The organism is Arachnia sp., assembly GCF_057238465.1.
Genome location: NZ_DBHHFZ010000003.1, coordinates 1 through 17309, shown reverse-complemented (window position 1 = coordinate 17309; position 17309 = coordinate 1). Strand labels below are relative to the sequence as shown.

Annotated in this window: 16 protein-coding genes; 5 read left to right on the top strand and 11 right to left on the bottom strand. The window is 65.8% G+C overall.

All coding sequences use genetic code 11. From position 1 onward, the window contains the following. Positions 1-142 precede the first annotated feature (142 nt). The 4 genes from ACO6D6_RS04015 to ACO6D6_RS04000 form a co-directional block, all read right to left on the bottom strand. Positions 143-1288, bottom strand: a complete 1146-nt coding sequence (locus tag ACO6D6_RS04015; protein ID WP_484783445.1) for a thioester domain-containing protein — start codon at positions 1286-1288, stop codon at positions 143-145. Between the two features lie 200 nt (positions 1289-1488). Then, entirely contained in the window at positions 1489-2607 is a 1119-nt protein-coding gene (locus tag ACO6D6_RS04010) for a thioester domain-containing protein (protein ID WP_484783443.1), read from the bottom strand. A 371-nt stretch (positions 2608-2978) separates the two neighbouring features. Beyond that, positions 2979-4154, bottom strand: coding sequence for a thioester domain-containing protein (locus ACO6D6_RS04005; protein ID WP_484783441.1), 1176 nt, complete (start codon positions 4152-4154; stop codon positions 2979-2981). A 380-nt stretch (positions 4155-4534) separates the two neighbouring features. Continuing rightward, positions 4535-6457, bottom strand: a complete 1923-nt coding sequence (locus ACO6D6_RS04000) for a glycoside hydrolase family 13 protein (RefSeq protein WP_484783439.1) — start codon at positions 6455-6457, stop codon at positions 4535-4537. 120 nt (positions 6458-6577) lie between these two features. Here ACO6D6_RS04000 and ACO6D6_RS03995 point away from each other — a divergent pair, with 120 nt between their 5' ends. Continuing rightward, a complete protein-coding gene (locus ACO6D6_RS03995; RefSeq protein ID WP_484783437.1) occupies positions 6578-7321 on the top strand; it encodes an LppM family (lipo)protein in 744 nt (247 codons plus the stop codon). A gap of 73 nt (positions 7322-7394) precedes the next feature. Further along, positions 7395-8087, top strand: a complete 693-nt coding sequence (locus tag ACO6D6_RS03990) for a DUF6891 domain-containing protein (RefSeq protein WP_484783436.1) — start codon at positions 7395-7397, stop codon at positions 8085-8087. 22 nt (positions 8088-8109) lie between these two features. On the opposite strand, the gene ACO6D6_RS03985 is transcribed toward ACO6D6_RS03990, so the two are convergent. Next, the gene (locus ACO6D6_RS03985) at positions 8110-8703 is read right to left on the bottom strand and encodes a hypothetical protein (protein WP_484783435.1); all 594 of its coding nucleotides are present in this window, start codon (positions 8701-8703) and stop codon (positions 8110-8112) included. A gap of 128 nt (positions 8704-8831) precedes the next feature. Between ACO6D6_RS03985 and ACO6D6_RS03980 the strand changes: the two genes are divergently transcribed. Then, positions 8832-10508 carry a hypothetical protein gene (locus ACO6D6_RS03980; RefSeq protein WP_484783434.1) on the top strand — a complete coding sequence of 559 codons (1677 nt, stop codon included), beginning with the start codon at positions 8832-8834 and terminating at the stop codon, positions 10506-10508. Positions 10509-10574: 66 nt separating this feature from the next. Here the strand turns inward: ACO6D6_RS03980 and ACO6D6_RS03975 are convergent, their stop codons facing one another. The 3 genes from ACO6D6_RS03975 to ACO6D6_RS03965 all read right to left on the bottom strand — a co-directional run bounded on the left by ACO6D6_RS03975 (position 10575) and on the right by ACO6D6_RS03965 (position 13419). Next, complete coding sequence (locus tag ACO6D6_RS03975; protein WP_484783433.1) at positions 10575-10994, bottom strand: hypothetical protein; 420 nt, start codon at positions 10992-10994, stop codon at positions 10575-10577. A 299-nt stretch (positions 10995-11293) separates the two neighbouring features. Further along, entirely contained in the window at positions 11294-12736 is a 1443-nt protein-coding gene (locus tag ACO6D6_RS03970; RefSeq protein ID WP_484783432.1) for a sensor histidine kinase, read from the bottom strand. Next, on the bottom strand, positions 12733-13419 hold the full coding sequence (locus ACO6D6_RS03965; protein WP_484783431.1) for a response regulator transcription factor: 687 nt from the start codon (positions 13417-13419) through the stop codon (positions 12733-12735). Before ACO6D6_RS03965 ends, ACO6D6_RS03970 begins: the two co-directional genes overlap by 4 nt. A 133-nt stretch (positions 13420-13552) precedes the next feature. Here ACO6D6_RS03965 and ACO6D6_RS03960 point away from each other — a divergent pair, with 133 nt between their 5' ends. Beyond that, positions 13553-14002 carry a low molecular weight protein-tyrosine-phosphatase gene (locus ACO6D6_RS03960; RefSeq protein WP_484783430.1) on the top strand — a complete coding sequence of 150 codons (450 nt, stop codon included), beginning with the start codon at positions 13553-13555 and terminating at the stop codon, positions 14000-14002. A 101-nt stretch (positions 14003-14103) separates the two neighbouring features. After that, positions 14104-15096: an ornithine carbamoyltransferase gene (gene argF / locus ACO6D6_RS03955; protein WP_484783428.1), complete on the top strand. Its 993-nt coding sequence runs from the start codon at positions 14104-14106 to the stop codon at positions 15094-15096. 123 nt (positions 15097-15219) lie between these two features. Here argF and ACO6D6_RS03950 read toward each other — a convergent pair whose 3' ends face one another. Genes ACO6D6_RS03950 through ACO6D6_RS03940 form a run of 3 tightly spaced genes read right to left on the bottom strand, consistent with a single transcriptional unit; the run spans position 15220 to position 17163 of the window. Then, the gene (locus ACO6D6_RS03950) at positions 15220-15693 is read right to left on the bottom strand and encodes a YfbM family protein (protein ID WP_484783427.1); all 474 of its coding nucleotides are present in this window, start codon (positions 15691-15693) and stop codon (positions 15220-15222) included. Positions 15694-15748: 55 nt separating this feature from the next. After that, positions 15749-16084 carry a hypothetical protein gene (locus ACO6D6_RS03945; RefSeq protein WP_484783425.1) on the bottom strand — a complete coding sequence of 112 codons (336 nt, stop codon included), beginning with the start codon at positions 16082-16084 and terminating at the stop codon, positions 15749-15751. Further along, positions 16084-17163, bottom strand: a complete 1080-nt coding sequence (locus tag ACO6D6_RS03940; protein ID WP_484783424.1) for a DUF6177 family protein — start codon at positions 17161-17163, stop codon at positions 16084-16086. The genes ACO6D6_RS03945 and ACO6D6_RS03940 overlap by 1 nt, the downstream gene beginning before the upstream one ends. Between the last annotated feature and the right edge of the window lie 146 nt (positions 17164-17309).

Genomic DNA, 17309 nt, shown 5'->3' with positions numbered 1-17309 from the left:
TGGGCATCCTTGAGCTCCGGGACGACCAGCATGCCAATCGATGAGGCCCTGGAAAGCCTCCTGTGCGGGTCATGAAAAACCTTCTGCCTCCCACCCCGGGGGTGGGAGGCAGAAGCAGCTCAGGGCCGGACCGTGGATCCTCTCAGCTGCCGGTCCTGGGCAGGCCCGGTTTCTTGGCCGGGATGCTCGGACCGGGCGGGGGAGTGGTCACCGAGGGGGTGGGAGACGGGGTCACCGAGGGGGTCGGCGACGGGGTCACCGAGGGGGTCGGGGAAGGACTCGGCGACGGGCTGGGAGAAGGACTCGGAGCCTTCGCGGGGGCCCAGCTGACCTCGCCCCGGGAGGTGACGGTGACCTGCTTGGTCTTGGCGATGACCAGGGTCTGCCAGCGCCCGTTCCGGGCGACCAGGAGGTTGCTCGTGTGGCTGTCACCGGTGAGGCTGGCGGTGATGTCGGCCTTCCCCGCGGGTGCGCCGGCGGGAACCTTCAGGAACAGGTCCGTCCCGGTGGGAACCGCGGAGAGATCCACATCGTTGCCCTGGGCGTCCACCAATGGGTAGGGGAGCGCGGCCAAGGAGACGGTCTGCTGGGTGGCGGTCAGGCGAATCGGACCGACCAGCTTGCCACTGGTTCCGGGAGTCTTGGGGACGGTGACCTCCACGCTCGGGCCGGAGTTCTCCGGAAGGCCGGTGTTGGCCGGTCCCAGCAGGTAGTCGTACAGCTTCTTGATGCGCTGCGCCCGATCGGAAGTGGTGTCGTGCTTGGGATCCTCCCATTGGTGCAGGCCGTTGAAGGTGAAGTTGTCGGTCAGGTGCCAGATGGCGGCCTGGGTGGCGGTGATGGCCTCCCTGTCGGTCAGTCCGGGAACGCCGGCGGCCGCCGCCACCTGGGCGACATCGGTCTTCGGATAGCTGTGGTGAATGATCCAGGAAACCTTCGAACGCACCTGCGGGTTCTTCGCGAATTCATTGCTGCCGGGGAAGGCCGAGAAATCGGTTTGTTTCATCTCGCCGCCCCATTCGGAATTGACGTCGAGCTCAATGCAGTAGGCCAGGATCTTGCCGCCCTTGTCGTCGGTGTGAACGGTCAGCAGCTGGGTTCCCAGCGCACCGTCACGGTACAGGTCATGGCCATAGACGAGTTCGGAATCCCTCCCGAGTTTCGGGTATCCGGGCTGGTACTCGTCGGCCCTGGCATTCGGCGTCCCGACCGCCAGGACGGTGGCCACGAACGCGGCGATGACGGCCAGGAATCCTCTGGCAAATCTGCTTGCGGAGAATGTTCCCACGCCTTGTTTCCTCCTTCTTGCCATTCCGGCGTCCCAAGGTGATTTAAGACGCAAGGAGTTTTGGCTTCTCGAAAGTTAGCGCAAGACAGTGGGATTGTCACATCGGGGTTGCAATTCGGTCGGTCCGCCGAATGCCCGGGCATGGCGAGGGGTGTGGAAAGGGGCCGGGTATCGCCCGGCCCCTTGTCCTTGGAGGGTGATCAGAAGGTGCCGGTCCTCGGCAGACCCGGCTTCTTGGGGGTGGTGGGTTTGGGGGTCGCCGACTCGGACTTGGACGGCTTGGGGGCCGGCGTGGAGTTGGACGGCGTGGGGCTCGGGGTCGGGGTCGTCTCCTTGGGGGCGGCGTTCCACTTGAGCACGGCGGAGGCCTCGACGGTGATTTCCTTGTTGGAACCGATGATGATGGTCTGGCTGTGCTTTTCGGGGGTGGCGTCCTTCGAGATCAGCAGCTTGCCGGCGTAGACGCTACCGGTGGCGGAAACCTTGAACTCCTGCTCACCCGCCGGGGCGTCGGCCGGAACCTTGAGGAATAGATCGACGCCGGTGGGAACGGCGTTCTTGTCGACCGCCTTGCCGTCCTTGTCGACCAGGTCGTACTTGAGTTCGTTGGTCAGCTTGACGGTGGCCTGGTTGGACTCGAAACGGATCGGGCCGATCGGGTCGCCCGCCTTGAAGGTGCCGCTGCCGCCCTTGATCTCAACGGTGGGTTTGGCGGTTTCCTTCAGACCGACGTTATTCTTGCCGGTCAGGTAATTGTAAAGCTTTTCGACCCGCTCGCCAGCCGCCTTGTCGGCGCCCTTCAGACCTTTGTACGCGAAGTCGTTGGTGAAGTGCCAGATGGCCGCCTGGGTGGCGGTGATGGCGTCCTCCTTGGTCAGGCCCGCGACACCAGAGGCCTCGGAGACCTTGGCCAGGTCGACCTCCGGGTAGCTGCGCTGGGCGATCCAGGCGACCTTGGCCTGAACATCCGGGTTGTCCTTGAACTTGTTCTTGCCCGGGAAGTCCTTCCAGTCGCCGACCTTCAGGTCTGTTCCGTACTGGATGCTGACGTCGAGTTCGATGCAGTAGGCCTTGATGTTGCCTTCTTTGGCCGGGCTGGTGTGCACCGTGAACAGCATGGCGGGAAGGGCTGTGTTGTTGTAAACAAGGTTGTGGCCGCGCTCGGCCTCAGCCGCGGATCCGAGCTTCGGGTAGCCCTCGGGGTAGGTGAAGTCGTCCGCGTGTGCGGTCGGGGCGCCGAAGGTAAGGACGGCCGCCAGCGAGGTGGCGGCGAGTGCCAGGAACTTACGCGTCCTGGTCCGTGATGAAGCAGCCTTCATGGGTTCCTCAATTCTTTAGGGCTTCACGGCCCGTGGACAGGCCGCTTATGCGCCTCCCCACAGGGTCGCTGCGCGAACTATAACCCATGCGGCTGCACTTTAGAGAGGGAGGGTGGGTAATGTACCTCCCAACGGGCATAGTGCCTAGTGGGAGCGCTTTCGCTTTGGTTAATTGAAAAGTCTGCTGTTTGCGGTCAGGCGTGTTGCGGCCGGGCGCGGGGGGCCCTGGCCAGCGGGTTGGGCCGAAAGTAGTACGGGAAAATTTCAACTATCGATCCCCCCGGTTCCGGGTGGACGGATTGGTGGAGGACAGAGGCACGCGAGAAGGGGCCGGGTATCACCCGGCCCCTTCTTCTGTCTCCGGAGGTTGATCAGTCGCCGGTTCTCGGCAGCCCCGGCTTCTTGGGGGTGGGCTTGGGGGTGGTCGCCGTCGGCTGGGTCGGCTTTGCCGTTGGTTGGGTCGGCTGTGCCGTCGGCTGGGTCGGCTGTGCCGTCGGCTGGGTCGGTTGTGCCGTCGGCTGGGTCGGTTGCGCCGTCGGCTGGGTCGGTTGCGCCGTCGGCTGGGTCGGCTGTGCCGTCGGGGCGCTCGGCTTGGGGGTGGACCATGTGATCTTGCCCTGGGCGTTGACCGCGATCTCCTTGGTGGAGACGGTGATGATGGTCTGGCCGTGGTCGCCCCCGATTACGGCGTTCTTGGTGATGAACAGCTTGCCCGCCTGGACGGTTCCGGTGGTGGTGGCCTTGAACTCCTGTTCACCTGAGGTCATGTTGGCCGGCACCTTGAGGTACAGGTCGGTGTTGGTGGGAACGGCGTTCTTGTCAACCGCCTTGCCATCCTTGTCGACCAGTTCGTACTTGAGTTCGCTGGTCAGCTTGACGGTGGCCTGGTTGGACTCGAAGCGGATCGGGCCGACCCTGCCCTCGGTCTTGGCTTCGTTGAGGGCGAAGGGGAGTTCGCCACCCTTGATCGTGATGGCGGGGTGGGCGGGCTCCTTCAACCCGGCGTTCTTCTCGCCGGTCAGGTATTTGAACAGCGCCTCGACGCGGCTCTGCGTGGCCTGGTCGCCTTCCTGCAGGCCCAGCCACCTGTACTCGTCGGGGTTGGTGAAGTGCCAGATGGCTGCCTGGGTGGCGGTTATGGCTTCCTTTTCGGTCAGGCCCGAGACGCCAGAGGTCTCGGCGACCTTGGCCAGATCGGTTTGGGGGTAGCTGTTCTGGGCGATCCAGGCGACCTTGGCCTGGACATCCGGGTTGTCCTTGAACTTGTTCTTGCCCGGGAAGTCCTTCCAGCCGCCGATGCGCAGGCTGGAGTCATAGCGGATGTCGACATCGAGCTCGATGCAGTAGGCCTTGAAGGCGTCTTCCTTGTTCGCCGAGGTGTGCACGGTGAACAGGTGGGGCGTGACGTGCCCGGTCCAGATTTTGCCGTCCTTTTCCTTCTTCTCGACGGTCAGTCGGAAGCCGGGCACGCTCTCGTCGCTCGTTCCGACCTTCGGGTGGCTGTCCGCTGGGTTGGCCGGGTGGTCGTCGGCATGTGCCGTTGGCATGCTGAAGGTCAGGGTTGCCGCGAGGGCGGCGGCGACTGATGCCAGGAGCTTCCGAGCCCCGGCGCATGATGAAGCAGCTTTCATAAAACTTCCTCAATTCTTTAGGATTTTACAACCCGCGGTTGGGGTCAGCTGCCCGTCCAAGGGGGTGCTTCGTGAAGCATAACTCACGGGGGTGAACTTTTGTGAGGAGAAATCTCGGGGAGTGAACTTCCCGGTGTCGTTCCCGGTGGAGCCGCGCTCACCTTGGTTAATTGAATTATCTAGTTTTTATTGCCCTAGTTCCGGGTCGCGGTGACAAAGCGAGTCGGGGTCGCGATTCTCGCCGGAGATGGAAAATTAAATCACCGGTTGAAATCGTGACCCCTTGTGATCCCGGGTCATTCACCCCCGTCGCGAGGGACCTGGCACACGAGGGCCTCGTAGGGTTCCATCGGGCCGGAGCGGTCCTTGGCGGTGCCCGCGACGATCTCGAGATTTCGTTCGCGATGGCGTCGCCGCAGGGGATGGCCCGACAGGTTCACCTCGATGAACCAGCGCTCGCCGTCGTGCTCCCGGAACCAGGCGAAGTAGTCCTTGACATCGGCGTCGATGAAACGGATCGAACCCAGGCTCAGCGTCGGGTTGGAGCGGCGCAGCCAGATCAGGCGGCGGTAGTAGCGCAGCACCGAGTCGGGGTTGTGCTCCTGGGCGGCGACGGAATATCCCACCGAGTCGTCGAAGGCCTTGATCCAAGGAATGCCACGCGTGAACCCCCAGTGCTCGTCGCGGTCCCAGCGCATCGGGACGCGGGCGTGGTCGCGGGAACCGGCCATGATCTTTCCCCAGGCCCCGGGGCCCTCGGCGGCCAGGAGGTTCAGCGATTCCACGTCGCGCAGCGCCGACTCGTCGGGGAAGTCCTGGTTGATGGCCCCGATCTCCTGGCCCTGGAAAATGAACGGGGTGCCGCGCATGGTCAGCAGGATCGTCGCCAGGGCCTTGCCCAGCTGGTCGCGGAACCGGGGGTCGGGGTTGACCTTGGAGATCATGCGCGGGTTGTCGTGGTTCTCGAGGAACAGGCTCATCCAGTCGTCGGAGCCAAGCCGGGACTGGTAGTCGATGTAGTAGTGCTTCAGGAAGTTCAGGTCGTAGGCGTACTCGTCCCAGCGCACGTGCCCCGGGGTCTCCAGGTGGTCGAAGCTGAAGACGAGGTCCAGCTCACCTCGCTGGGAGCTGGTGAGCAGCCGGGCCACCTCGACGCCCGCGCCCGGGGTCTCGCCGATCATGATGGGAAGGGCATCGGCCCCCGGCGCCTCGTGGCCCGGTTCCACTTCCGTCCGGGTGAAGGCCTCACGACGCAGCTGAGCCAGGTGGTCGTGCAGGTGCGGGCCGTGGAAGTAGTGCTCCACGCCCGTGAAACCCATCACCTGGCCGACGGTGGCGTTGCCGTCGGGCAGGCCGTCGCGTTTGGAGATGTAGTTGATCACGTCCAGGCGGAACCCGTCGATGCCCTCCGCCAGCCAGAACTGCACCACGTCGACCACCTCGCGGCGCACGGCCGGGTTGTCCCAGTTGAGGTCCGGTTGTTCGGGAGTGAACAGGTGCAGCACCCATTTGTCGCCGATGCGGCGCCAGGCGGGGCCGGAGAAGAACGACGTCCAGTTGTTGGGTGGGGTCTCGGGGTCGCCGTCGCGCAGGAAGTAGTAGTCGCCGTGCGCGCCCTCCGGGTCGGCGATGGCGTCCTTGAACCACGGGTGCTCGTCGGAGGTGTGGTTGACCACCAGGTCGAGGATGATGCGCATCCCGCGTTCGTGGCAGGCGGCGATCAGGCGCCGCAGGTCGTCGATGGTGCCCATCTCGTCCATGACGCACCGGTAGTCGGCGATGTCGTAGCCCATGTCCTTGTTGGGGGATGTGAAGATGGGCGAGAGCCACAGGCAGTCGATGCCCAGGTCGTCCAGGTAGGGCAGCTTCGCCAGGATGCCGGGCAGGTCGCCGATGCCGTCGCCGTTGCTGTCCGCGAAGGAACGCGGGTAGATCTGGTAGAAAACGGCCCGCTTCCACCACGTGGCGGCGATGGGCCCGTCGAGGCGGGGAGGTGACTCGGGGCAGTCGGCCAGCAGATCGACGAGGGTGTCGACGAAGCCGGGGCCGAACATGCGTCCCAGCAGCCTGTCGAGCTGTCGCAGCCGCAACCGCGACACCAGAGGGTTGCGCACCCACGTGGCGCTGCGCCCGGTCTGCAGCAGCATCTTGTCGATGATGTCGCGTCCGAGCGGATGGGCGTAGATCTCGGCGACGGTGGCGTTGCGATCGAGTTTCACGGGTCAATGGTGCCGTGTTCCGCTGCGGGCCGGGAAGGGGTTGCGCGGGAAATCCCACCCGTTTGTCGCAAATTTGGGGGACTCCGCATTCCGGGAAGGGGCAGGGGCTAGGTTTCAACCATGAGAAAACTACGCAGAATCGGCATCGTCGCCTTGATCCTGCCTCTCGTCCTGGCACTCAGCTCCTGCATCCGGATGCATCAGGAGATCAACGTGAGCAGTCAGGACAAGATCGAGGTCAAGGCTGACTTCGGGGTGCTGAAAGAACAGGCGGGATCGGGCGGTATCAAGGATCCCAATGGGATTTGTCAGCGCGGAACGAGCTCGACCAATCTCCCCGGCGACCTCAAACAGGAGGGCTACCAGGACGACAAGTACATCGGCTGCCGGCTCTCCGGCACCGCCAAACTCTCCGAGGTCAGCTACCTCAGCTTCGACGAGTCCAGCAAGCAATGGACCTTCCACATGCCGGGCGGCGGAACGCAGGGGGCCAGCGCAAGCATGTTCACCGACTTCGAGGTCAAGGTGAGCTTCCCGGGCAAGGTCCTCACCGCCAGCGGCAAGGGGGAGATCTCCGGCAACACCGTCAGGTGGAAGGACCCCGCCGATCTGGCCAGCTCCGAAGGCCTGAAGGCGACCGCCAGCAACGATCCCGACCTGACATGGCTGTGGATCGTGCTCGGGGTCGTCGTGGTGGGCGGCGGTGTGGCCGCATTGATCCTGGTGCAGCGCGGCAGGGCGAAGGCGGCAGGTCCTGGTCCTGGGCAGCCCGGCCCGCAGGGTGGATTCCAGGGTCCGGTCAATTTCCAGCAGCCCGGCCAGCCGGGGCAGCCGGGTCAGCCTGGCCAGAGTCCTTGGCGGTGAGATGCCGCGGTGAGGGGCCGGGCGGTGCCGCCCGGCCCCTTTTCTGTCGGTGGCGATCGCTAGGGTCTCGGACATGACTGAACTGAACGCCCAACCCGAAGGGCTGAAAATCCCCGCCGAGCTGCTCGGGGGCGTGATCGATCCCGAACTCGAGGAGCACATCCGCGACATGATCTGGATGCAACTCGTGAGAGGGGATGACGACATCAACGACCATGCCCAGGAGATCGCCTGTGCAGTGGAGGATGAGAAGGACGAGGAGGGCGGTGGCACGCTGTCCGAGGCGCAGTGCCGCGCCATCGCCCAGTACCTGATCGATGCGCGCCGCACCCAGCAGGCGGGATTCGGGGAGGTGCCTGCCAGCAATCTGGACCGCGCCTTCGAGGCACTGCGGAGGGCCCATGTCGTCGCGGAGCAGGATTTCACCTGCTGTGGCACCTGCGGGCATGCGGAGATCGAGGGCGACCAGGACGACCTGGGGTACGTGTTCTTCCACCAGCAGGACACCGAGAACCTCGTGGAGGACGGCAGCACCTGCCTCGACTACGGCATCTTCTGGCCCGCCCACATCAGCGAGGAGGAGTACAACGCTTTGAGCAACTCCCAGCGCGAGGAGCTCTACGAAGCCACGACCATCAACCTGATGAAGACCGTTGTCATCCCGATCCTCCAGGAACACGGCATGGGCGTCAGCTGGAACGGGAACATGGACACCCGCATCCTCATCACCGATGTCGAGTGGTACGTCCCGCTGCCTCCGGCGTGAGAAACGGCGGGTCCGGGACCGCTCAGCCGGGGAAGGGCCCCAAGGGTTCGGGGCGAAGTTTCTCCGCCAGGGCCGGTGGCAGGGCCAGCAGTTCCGGCTGGTTCAGCTCCTCGGGCATGATCCACGGGGTCCTGCCGGTACGCGGCTGGGTGGTGCGGCGGAGCCGCTCGCCGTCACTGACCAGCCAGTTCGTCCAAACCCGCGACACCAGACCGGCCAGTTCCAGGGCGCGGTCCTGGCAGGTCTCCGGCCAGCTCTCCGGGAGTTGCGGATCCGCGGGGAAGGTGGGTTCCACCAGCTTCTGGCTCCTGCGGGAGGCCACGTAGGAACGCACGGCCTCGACGATGGCGCGCTGGTGGGTGCGGGTGGCCTCCATGAACTCCCCTAGCAGCTCCGTCGGATGCCCGTCGCTGATCGGCAACCCGGACAGGTCGCTGCCGGGGGTGGAGATGACGACGCGGTCGCGGGTCAGCGAATGCACCTTCTTCAGGGCGTGTTCGTCGGCCAGGTTCACCACGACGGCGTTCGTGCTGGACGCCTCGTCGGGATCCGTGCGACTGACCAGCCAGATCGCCACCGTATCCGGGCGCCGATCCACCGCGGCGAAACCGAGCATGTTGCCTCCTGGGGTTTGTGCGCCAACCCTAGTCCGCAGGGGCGTGCGGCCGCGAAATCGGGACGGTTCAAGCCGGTGAATTGAACACGGACATGGTTCTTGGCGGCGGTCTCTGACAAACTGGCACCGTGAGTTCAAACCCCCTGACATCGGAGGACCTGCTCCGGTGCCGTCGCGTCCTGGACGAGGCACTGGCCGCTGACAAGCTGGATTCCGCGCAATACCGGACGCGCATCCGAGCAATGGTGGTTGCTGCCGACAAGGGGGATCTGTACGCCCTGATCCGGGACCTGGTGCCCGCGGTCGGGGAGCCGGGTTTCACCGACGAGGGTCACGAGGTGCCGACGGTTCTCTCCTCGGTCCCGACCGGCCCGACCTCCTGCCCTGAGGACGAGACCACCCGGGCGACCCGGGTGGAAGCGCCCGCCGAACCGCCCCCGGTCGACTCGTTCCCCGCCTTCCCGGGTGACGACGGCCCCTACCCGGAAGAGGACTGTTTCTACTCGGACAACGAGGGTTCGCTCCCGGATGAGGAAGATTTCCACCTGGACGAAGACTTGCCGGAACCGGTGTCGGAGAGCTCCCCGGAGCCCCCGGGCGTGGACGACCCGGTGACCCGCGTGGTTCCGGCGACACCGTCCGGGACGCCCGCCGAAACCGCCCCCGGGGAACTGGTCCTGGCCAGGCAGTGGTCGGCCGAGGTGTCGCCCCGGGAGCAGGCCTCGGTCTCGGCGGAACTGTCGCCCCGGGAGCAGGCCCCGGCGTCGGCGGAACTGTCCCCCCGGGAGCAGGCCCCGGCATCGGAGGAACTTTCCTCGGTGGAGCAGGACGACGATTCGGTGAACCGGGTGGTCGTGGTCATGGTGCCATCCGCGCCATCCCCGGAAGAGCCCGGCGTGATCAGATCCGTCTGGGACGAACTACCCTCGCCCGAACCGTCCCCGGTCGCGCCGGAACCAGTTGTGCCGGAACCAGTTGCGCCGGAACCGGTTGCTCCGTCCCCGGTCGCACCGGAACCGGCTGGCCGGGCCCCGGCCGAGCCGGATGCGGAGGACGACGATCCGGTGACCCGCATCTCCGCCCCAGTGGGGTTCGACGACTCCGAGGCCCCCACCCAGGTGATGGAGGCCGTCAAGGACCTGACCATCTTCAGGGACGAGGCGACCGAGAAGATCTCCGAACCACCGCAGCCGGTGCTTCCGCATTCCACGAACCAGAACTTCTCCAGCACCCCGGCCGATCCCATGGCGCAGGCGGCCCCCACGCCGTCGACGGGGTACGCGGCCCCCCAGATGCCGCCCCCGGTTCCCGAGCCGTCCGCCGCGGCCCTGGCAGCCATGCCCCCGCCGGTCCCTCCGTCGGCGAACCCGCCGCAGGATCCCTGGGCCCCCTACGGGCAGCAGTCCCTCGGGGCCATGCCGCCGCCGGACCCGGTCGCGGCGGTGCCCCCGCCGACGAACGATCCCGGTTATGGCTCCGTTCCCGCGGCCCCGTATTACGGATCCCCGCAGCCCTACGGCCAGTACCTGCCCCCGCCGAGCGTTTCCTACCAGCCCTCGGTTCCGGTCTACCACGCGGAACCCGTCCAGCATCAGGCGCCGAAGCGCCGCAGCACCTGGGCCTGGGTGGCCGTGACGATGATGGTGCTGGCTCTTCTGGTGTGGGTCGCCTACCTGGTGATTTTCCGGCAGGGCAGGCATGCCTCCCCCGAGCTCTCATCGCAGATCCAGGTCCCGGCCGCCGCTGCCAGCAGCGCGCCTCCCGCGACCAGCGGTCAGGAGGCTGGGCGCCACGAGGGGCCGTGAATCACACCTGTGTAGTTTTACCTCGGCTGTGGAAAACTCTGTGGGAAAAGCTGGTGGCGTCCTTGCTCACCAGAGGTCGCGGTAGTTGAAGTCGCCGGTCGCGAGTCGCCGCCGCCGCTTCTTCTCGTCCATGCGCATCGCCGCGAGAACCACCGTGGTGCCGACGACGAAGACCACCACGGGGAGCCCGGGAAGGTCGAGCAGGAAGACCGTGAACGGCAGGGTCAGGGCCACGGCCATGCCCGTGACCAGGAAGCGGGACGGGGGAAGATGGCTGCCGCGGGGTTTGCGTGCCATGAGCACCGCCATCACCGCCATCAGGGTCATGAGCCCGACCGCCAACGGCCAGTGCTGCTCCATCACGCTCCACAGCACCAGCCCGATCAGCAGGGAGACGAGAACATGTATTCGCAGGGAAATGGGCGAGGAATCCGGGGCCGCGTGGAGCGTCGACGCGGCGTAATACGCTGCGGGTCTTGGGGGCATTCCGACACCTTAATGACCGGGATCGGGGGATTGTCCAGTCCCGGGTCCGCGCAACCTCGGCATTGCACGAGGTCAGGCGGCGTATCGCCGTCGCTTGTCGGTCAACTGGATGACGCGACGGGTGAACCGATGTGTACGGGAACCCCTCTCGATGAGAGACGACGAGAGACGACCGCCGTGCCCGGGGGCAACGGAGACACCACCGGAATCACAGCTGTGTAGTTCTACCCAGGTTGTGGAAAACTCTGTGGAACAAAGACCTTCCGGATGACACGACGCGGTTTCTCGGGGCGACGAGGTCAGGGTGACAGCGGCGACTCGGGGATGTTCAGTACCGGCAGCCGCATGGTGAACTTCGCTCCGGCGCCCTGCTGGTTGCCGGCTCGGACCGAACCGCCGTGGGCCTCGACGGTGTGGGCGACGATCGCCAGGCCGAGACCGGTGCCGGGGGTGTTGCGTGCCCGGTCGGAGCGATAGAACCGGTCGAAGATGTGTGGCAGATCCTCGTCGGCCACCCCCGGACCCGAATCGATGATCGTCAACACCCCGGCCGAGGTCAGCTCCACCCAGATCTCGCCGTCGCTGGGGGAGAACTTCACCGCGTTGTCCAGCAGGTTCGTGATGGCGCGTTCCAGCGTGGACGCGTCGCCCAGGATCGGCACCGGCTCCAGGTGCGTGTGGAAGGTGATGTTCGGTCCGCGACGGGTCGCCCGGGCCAGCGCCGCCTCCACCACCTCCGACAGGTCCAGCCGTTCCGGTTGGCGCTGGAGGTGGTCGTCGCGGGTCAGCGCCACCAGGTCACCGACGAGGGCCGAGAACTCGCCGAGCTGGGCGGAGACGTCGTCGAGGATCTCGGAGCGGGCCCCCTCCGGCAACATCCCGGACTTGTCGTCGGCCACCAGCAGTTCAATGTTGGTGCGCATCGAGGTCAACGGGGTGCGCAGTTCGTGGCCGGCGTCGGCGATCAACTGCCGCTGCTGCTCCCGTGAGGTCTGGAGGCTCTTCAGCATCAGGTTGAAGCTGCGCGTCAACTCACCCAGGTCATCGCGGCCGTAGATGCGGATCGGGTTCAGCTGGTCGGTCTGGGTGACGTTCTTCACCGCGGTGGAGAGACGACGAACCGGGGCCAGCGCGGTCTGCGCCATCCACAGGGCGGTGAGGGTCGTGGAGACGATCCCGGCCAGACCGGACAGCGCGATCACAAACCACAGCGAGTTCAACGTCGCCCCCAGCGATGTCAGGGGGCGCGCGTAGAGAATGGCGTAACTCTGCAACTGGCCGGTGCGGTCCCTGGCGCGCACCGGAACCGAGACCAGGCGGTACTCCTGGCCGTCCGCCAGCTTCACGGAACGTGCCCGGTGCCCCTGCTGCATGCGGGCGACTGCGATCTCCCCGGCATCCGGGAGCAACGCCAGGGACTGCTTGCCCGCCTGGAAGGCCTCACCGCGTGCGGTGGTGACGGCCAGCAGCTCCTGGGAGGTGCCGAGCCCCGGACCGAGGTTGTCGAGGTTCCTGATGTCGGAGTTGATGATCTCGGCAGTGGTGCGCGCGGCCGACAGCATCTCGCGGTCCAGCTGGTCACGCAGCGAGATTCGCGTGGACAGGTAAGCGGTGGAACCGACCAGAAGCACGGCGGCGGCCACGGACATCCCGGTCAGCGAGGCCAACCGGGAGCGGAGCGACTGGCCCGTGATGAGTCTTTCGACGCCCCGGCGAACCCGGATCCAGAACGAACTGATCACGGGGCGGTTTCACGCAACACGTAACCGACTCCGCGGACCGTGTGGATCAGACGAGGCAGACCACCCGCCTCGGTCTTGCGCCGCAGATAACCGATGTAGACCTCGAGGGAATTCGCGGTGGCGGGGAACTCGAATCCCCAGACCTCGTTGAGGAGGGTGTTGCGTTCCATCACGCGGCGGGGATTCTCCATGAACGCCTGCAGAAGGGCGAACTCGGTGCGGGTCAAGGAAATGTGCTGCCCCGCGCGGGTCACCTCGCGGTGCTGCGGATCCAACGTCACATCACCGAACACGAGCACCTTCGAATCATTCTCCGGGGTCGGTTTCGAGCGCCGCGTCAGGGCCCGAAGCCGCGCCAGCAACTCGTCGAGGGCGAAGGGCTTGACCATGTAGTCGTCGGCGCCGGCGTCCAGGCCGTCCACCCGGTCGCCGACGGCGTCACGGGCCGTGAGGATCAGAATCGGCACGTCATTGCCCGACTGTCGCAGCATGCGGGTGGTTTCCAGGCCGTCGAGACGAGGCATCATCACGTCCATGATCACCGCGTCCGGGGTGTGCCCTGCCAGCTGTGCCAGCGCCTCGACGCCGTCAGCCGCAGTCGTCACCTCGTCGCCGGAATACTTCAGGGATCGGGCCAGCGAGTCACGCACGGCCTGATCGTCATCCACCACCAGGATCTGCATGGTACAAGCCTGCCATCAAAAACCCGAAACCCCACGAACAACGCCGGTGCAGTGGGCAAACTACCCCGGGGAGGTACATCACGGTGCGCGGGGAGGGTGCCGCCAATCCGCGAAGCCCTTATGGTTGCTGTCCATGGCGAAGGTCGTGTTTGTGTGCTGGGGCAACATCTGCCGCTCCCCGATGGCGGAGCAGGTGGCCCGTGGGATGGCCGCCGAGCGGGGGCTTGACGTGGAGACCGACAGCGTCGGCATCTCGTCGGAGGAGTCGGGTAATCCCATCGACCGGCGGGCCGCCGCCGTGCTCCGCGAGGCCGGGTACTCCACCGACGGGCACCGGGCCCGGCGGGTCACCGCCGACGACCTCGCCTCGGCCGATCTCGTCGTCGTAGCCGAGCGGTTCCACATCAGCAGGCTCGAACAACTCTGTCCCGACGCCAACTACGCCCTCATCAATGACTTCAACCCCGCGATGCCGAAGGGCCAGGACCTCGACGATCCCTGGTACGGTCCCGCATCCGGGTTCCGCAGCACCCTGGCCGACATCGAGGCCGCCATGCCGGGCATCCTGGACGCCCTCACCTGATCGTCGCCGCTTGTCCACTGGCGATGCGTTAATCCGGACACCGGCGGTCGCGTTTGGATTGTCGCGATACCCTGAGAGCTTCCTCGCAGAAAGGCCCTGTGATGCTCAAAGGACGCAGCTTCACCAAGGAAACCGACCTCACCCCCGCCGAGTGGAAGGCCGTTCTGGACCTCGCCGCCCAGCTGAAGGCGGAGCGGCGGGAACGACGCGAGGTCAAGCGGCTGGTGGGCAAGAAGGTCGCTCTGCTGTTCGAGAAGACCTCCACCCGCACCAGCTGCTCCTTCGACGTGGCCATGACGGAACAGGGCGGCTACGCCACCCGCCTCGACACGGCCGGGTCGCAGTTCGTCCACAAGGAGTCGGCCGCTGACACGGCCCGCGTGCTCGGCCGCTGGTACGACGGCATCGAGTACCGCGGTTTCGCCCAGGAAACCCTCGAGACCATGGGACGGCATGCCGGGATCCCCGTCTACAACGGCCTGACCGACTCCTGGCATCCCACCCAGATGCTCGCCGACCAGCTCACCATGCTGGAACACTCCGGCAAGCCCCTGGAGGAGACGTCGTGGGCCTTCGTCGGCGACGTGCGCAACAACATGGGCAACTCGAACCTGATCTCGGCCGTCATGGTCGGTGCCGACATCCGCCTGGTCGCACCCAGGCAGCTCCAGACCACCGACGAGGTGCGCGCCCAGGCCGAGGCCATCGCCGCGCAGACGGGTGCCCGCATCACCATCACCGACGACATCGCGGAGGGCGTGGCGGGAGTCGACTTCCTCCACACCGACGTGTGGCTCTCGCTCGGGGAACCGAAGGAACTGTGGGCCGAGCGCATCGAGCTGTTGAAGCCCTACCAGGTCAATGCGGAGATGATGGCGGCCACCGGTAATCCGCAGGTCAAGTTCATGCACTGCCTGCCCGCCTTCCACGACCGCAACACCACCGTCGGGGAGGAGATCTACCAGGCCACCGGACTGGACGCCCTGGAGGTCACCGACGAGGTCTTCGAGTCGGAGGCGAGCATCGTCTTCGACCAGGCCGAGAACCGGATGCACACCATCAAGGCCATCTTGGTGGCCACCCTCGCCGATTGAGCCCCTCTTCCCCAGCCGGCTGCGCGCGGGTTCCCCGGTTGCGCAGCACTCAACCCGGTTTCGGGCGCGAAACGAGGCGTTTTCCGCGTTGAGTGCTGCGCAACCGTGGTTTGCGGTTTCGAATCAGCCGTAGACCGTGAAGATGACGTGGCGGCGTTCTGCTGCCGCGTCCCGGTAGAAGCTGCGCAGGTCGGCCAGCGACTCCAGCGCGTAGCTTTCCTCCTCCGGGCCGTGGCTCGGGTCGCGCAGTTCCTCGGGCATGCCGGTGTAGGCGCGATGGAAGTCGTCGTCGCCGAAGGTGTCCAGCCACCGGGCGATCTCCTCCACCTCGTCCGGGTTGGAGTGGGTCACCCAGACATCGTCGTCCTCGTGGAGGGTGCGGGCCCCGCCGATGACGCCCCGGGCAGGCCATTCGTCGTCCTCGCCGTCGGGGGCCAGGGCGTTGTGGATGGGTTCCCACGCCTTGTCGGTCTGGCAGGCGCGGTCGAAGAGCTGCTCGTCCTCCTCGAACTCCTCCAGGATGTCAGCTAGGTCCTCCTCGTTGTCCGTGAGACGTGAGACGTCAGCTGCGTCGAGGCGGAGGTGAAGTCCAAGCATGGAGGCAGCATAAGGGGCCATCCCGGGGTGAGAACAGAATCTTCCCTCGTGGATGTCATTTTCTGATGCGCAGGACGCCGTTCAGTTCCGATGCCAGCGTGACGGCCAACTGCATGGTGGTTCTGTCCGGCTGGTCGAGGAGCACGAGGTCAGTCCACCAGGTGAAGGTGTCCGGGGGATCGTGGAGAGCGGCCTTGGCCTCGGTGTCGTCCAGGATCGGTTTCGGGTTGTGCACCCGCAGCAGCGGGGCGCCGGTTTCCGAGAACATGGTGCTGAACGCGCCAATGCTCCACTGCGTCACCGTGCCCGAGCCGACTATGGCACCGAGAACCAGCTGCTGGAGTTCGAGGGTTGGGGGAGTCTCGCTCAGGAGAACCAGTTCAACGGCCATCAGTGGTGTTCCTTCCCGGGGTGATCGACGGGCGTGCCACCCAGAGCCGCGGTCAGTCTCTCCTGGTCCAGGGTGTGCGTGAAGGTGATCATCTGATGCCAGAAGTCGTCTCCCCGGCTGAAACGCACCAGCAGGCTGGGGGCTTTCCTCAAACCGACGGGAGTGACATCGTGGGTTCGGGAGATTTCCTCCATGTCGATCCGCAGGTCACGCACGGCCGGGGGGCCGATGAGCGCGGCCAGTGGTACCTCGCCGTGCCGTCGGATCGCGAACTGCCCGAGGGAACCGTCTCGTTTTTCCGCCTCACCGTAGGAGACGATCGCGATGTTGGGCCGGAAGCGGGTCCCAAGCTCCATCAGTGTCCCCGTGATCGTCGGGTGCATGGCGAGGGAGGCCCCGTCGGGAAGACCGATTGGCTGTCCGTAAGGACCGGTTGGCAGCAGCCCGCGAGTGTGTTCCAGCAAACCCTGGTCGGTTCTGGCGACGGCGATGCTGACCATTGCATCCCGGTCGCTCCGCCCGAGATGGCGGCGGGTGAGCGGCATCTGCTGTTGCAGGGACGTGGTAATGGCGGTGAGATCCCAAGGTGTGGCCAGGGGTTCGCACTCGTCCCACCGGATGAGGCGCCCGCCCCCGAGTCCGGAGATCATGTGTTCAGCCACCCTGCCGCACCGGGTGTTGCTGCGCGCGCGTTCTCGCGAGAAAACCTCGAAGAAGAAAGTTCCCAGCCCAGGTTGATCTCTTCCCCGTTCGAAGGACGACAACCTGGGGCGGGCCGGGGAGAGGTCCTGCCACAGGTCGGCCATACCGGAGATGGGCAGCCCGGTGATGGCGTCGTAGTCGCGGCCCTCGGGATCCTGCACCACCCAGCGGCCACCCGCGTTTCGAAGTTCGTCGGCGACGAACCACCCGATGTGGGCCGATTCCTTGGTGAGCAGCACCGGCCGTTGCCCGTCATGGCGTGCCTCAAGGATGAAGGAACGTATCGGCTCGGTGAGGATCACCTGGTCGCACTCCGAGATGAACAACCGGATGCCCGGTTCCCAGAATTCGGCGAACTGGGGATCTGAAGTGGTCATGGTTCAGGCTACTGCGCAGCAGGGAGGGTCGGGGGCCACACGTGAACGAGTTGGTAGACCGACCCGGCCACCTCCGAGATGGCTCCACCGCGGTCAGTTGAATTCGGGTCGGGGTGAGGGGCCGTGTTGGAGGTAGTCGTGCATGC

Bases quoted from the DNA above. Each gene is read 5' to 3' on its own strand.
- ACO6D6_RS03960 (WP_484783430.1), top strand. From the start codon at position 13,553: ATGGCGAAGGTCGTGTTTGTGTGCTGGGGCAACATCTGCCGCTCCCCG.
- ACO6D6_RS03950 (WP_484783427.1), bottom strand. From the start codon at position 15,693: ATGCTTGGACTTCACCTCCGCCTCGACGCAGCTGACGTCTCACGTCTC.
- ACO6D6_RS04005 (WP_484783441.1), bottom strand. From the start codon at position 4,154: ATGCCAACGGCACATGCCGACGACCACCCGGCCAACCCAGCGGACAGC.
- argF (WP_484783428.1), top strand. From the start codon at position 14,104: ATGCTCAAAGGACGCAGCTTCACCAAGGAAACCGACCTCACCCCCGCC.
- ACO6D6_RS03965 (WP_484783431.1), bottom strand. From the start codon at position 13,419: ATGCAGATCCTGGTGGTGGATGACGATCAGGCCGTGCGTGACTCGCTG.
- ACO6D6_RS03940 (WP_484783424.1), bottom strand. From the start codon at position 17,163: ATGACCACTTCAGATCCCCAGTTCGCCGAATTCTGGGAACCGGGCATC.
- ACO6D6_RS03985 (WP_484783435.1), bottom strand. From the start codon at position 8,703: ATGCTCGGTTTCGCCGCGGTGGATCGGCGCCCGGATACGGTGGCGATC.
- ACO6D6_RS03945 (WP_484783425.1), bottom strand. From the start codon at position 16,084: ATGGCCGTTGAACTGGTTCTCCTGAGCGAGACTCCCCCAACCCTCGAA.
- ACO6D6_RS03990 (WP_484783436.1), top strand. From the start codon at position 7,395: ATGACTGAACTGAACGCCCAACCCGAAGGGCTGAAAATCCCCGCCGAG.
- ACO6D6_RS04010 (WP_484783443.1), bottom strand. From the start codon at position 2,607: ATGAAGGCTGCTTCATCACGGACCAGGACGCGTAAGTTCCTGGCACTC.
- ACO6D6_RS03975 (WP_484783433.1), bottom strand. From the start codon at position 10,994: ATGCCCCCAAGACCCGCAGCGTATTACGCCGCGTCGACGCTCCACGCG.
- ACO6D6_RS03995 (WP_484783437.1), top strand. From the start codon at position 6,578: ATGAGAAAACTACGCAGAATCGGCATCGTCGCCTTGATCCTGCCTCTC.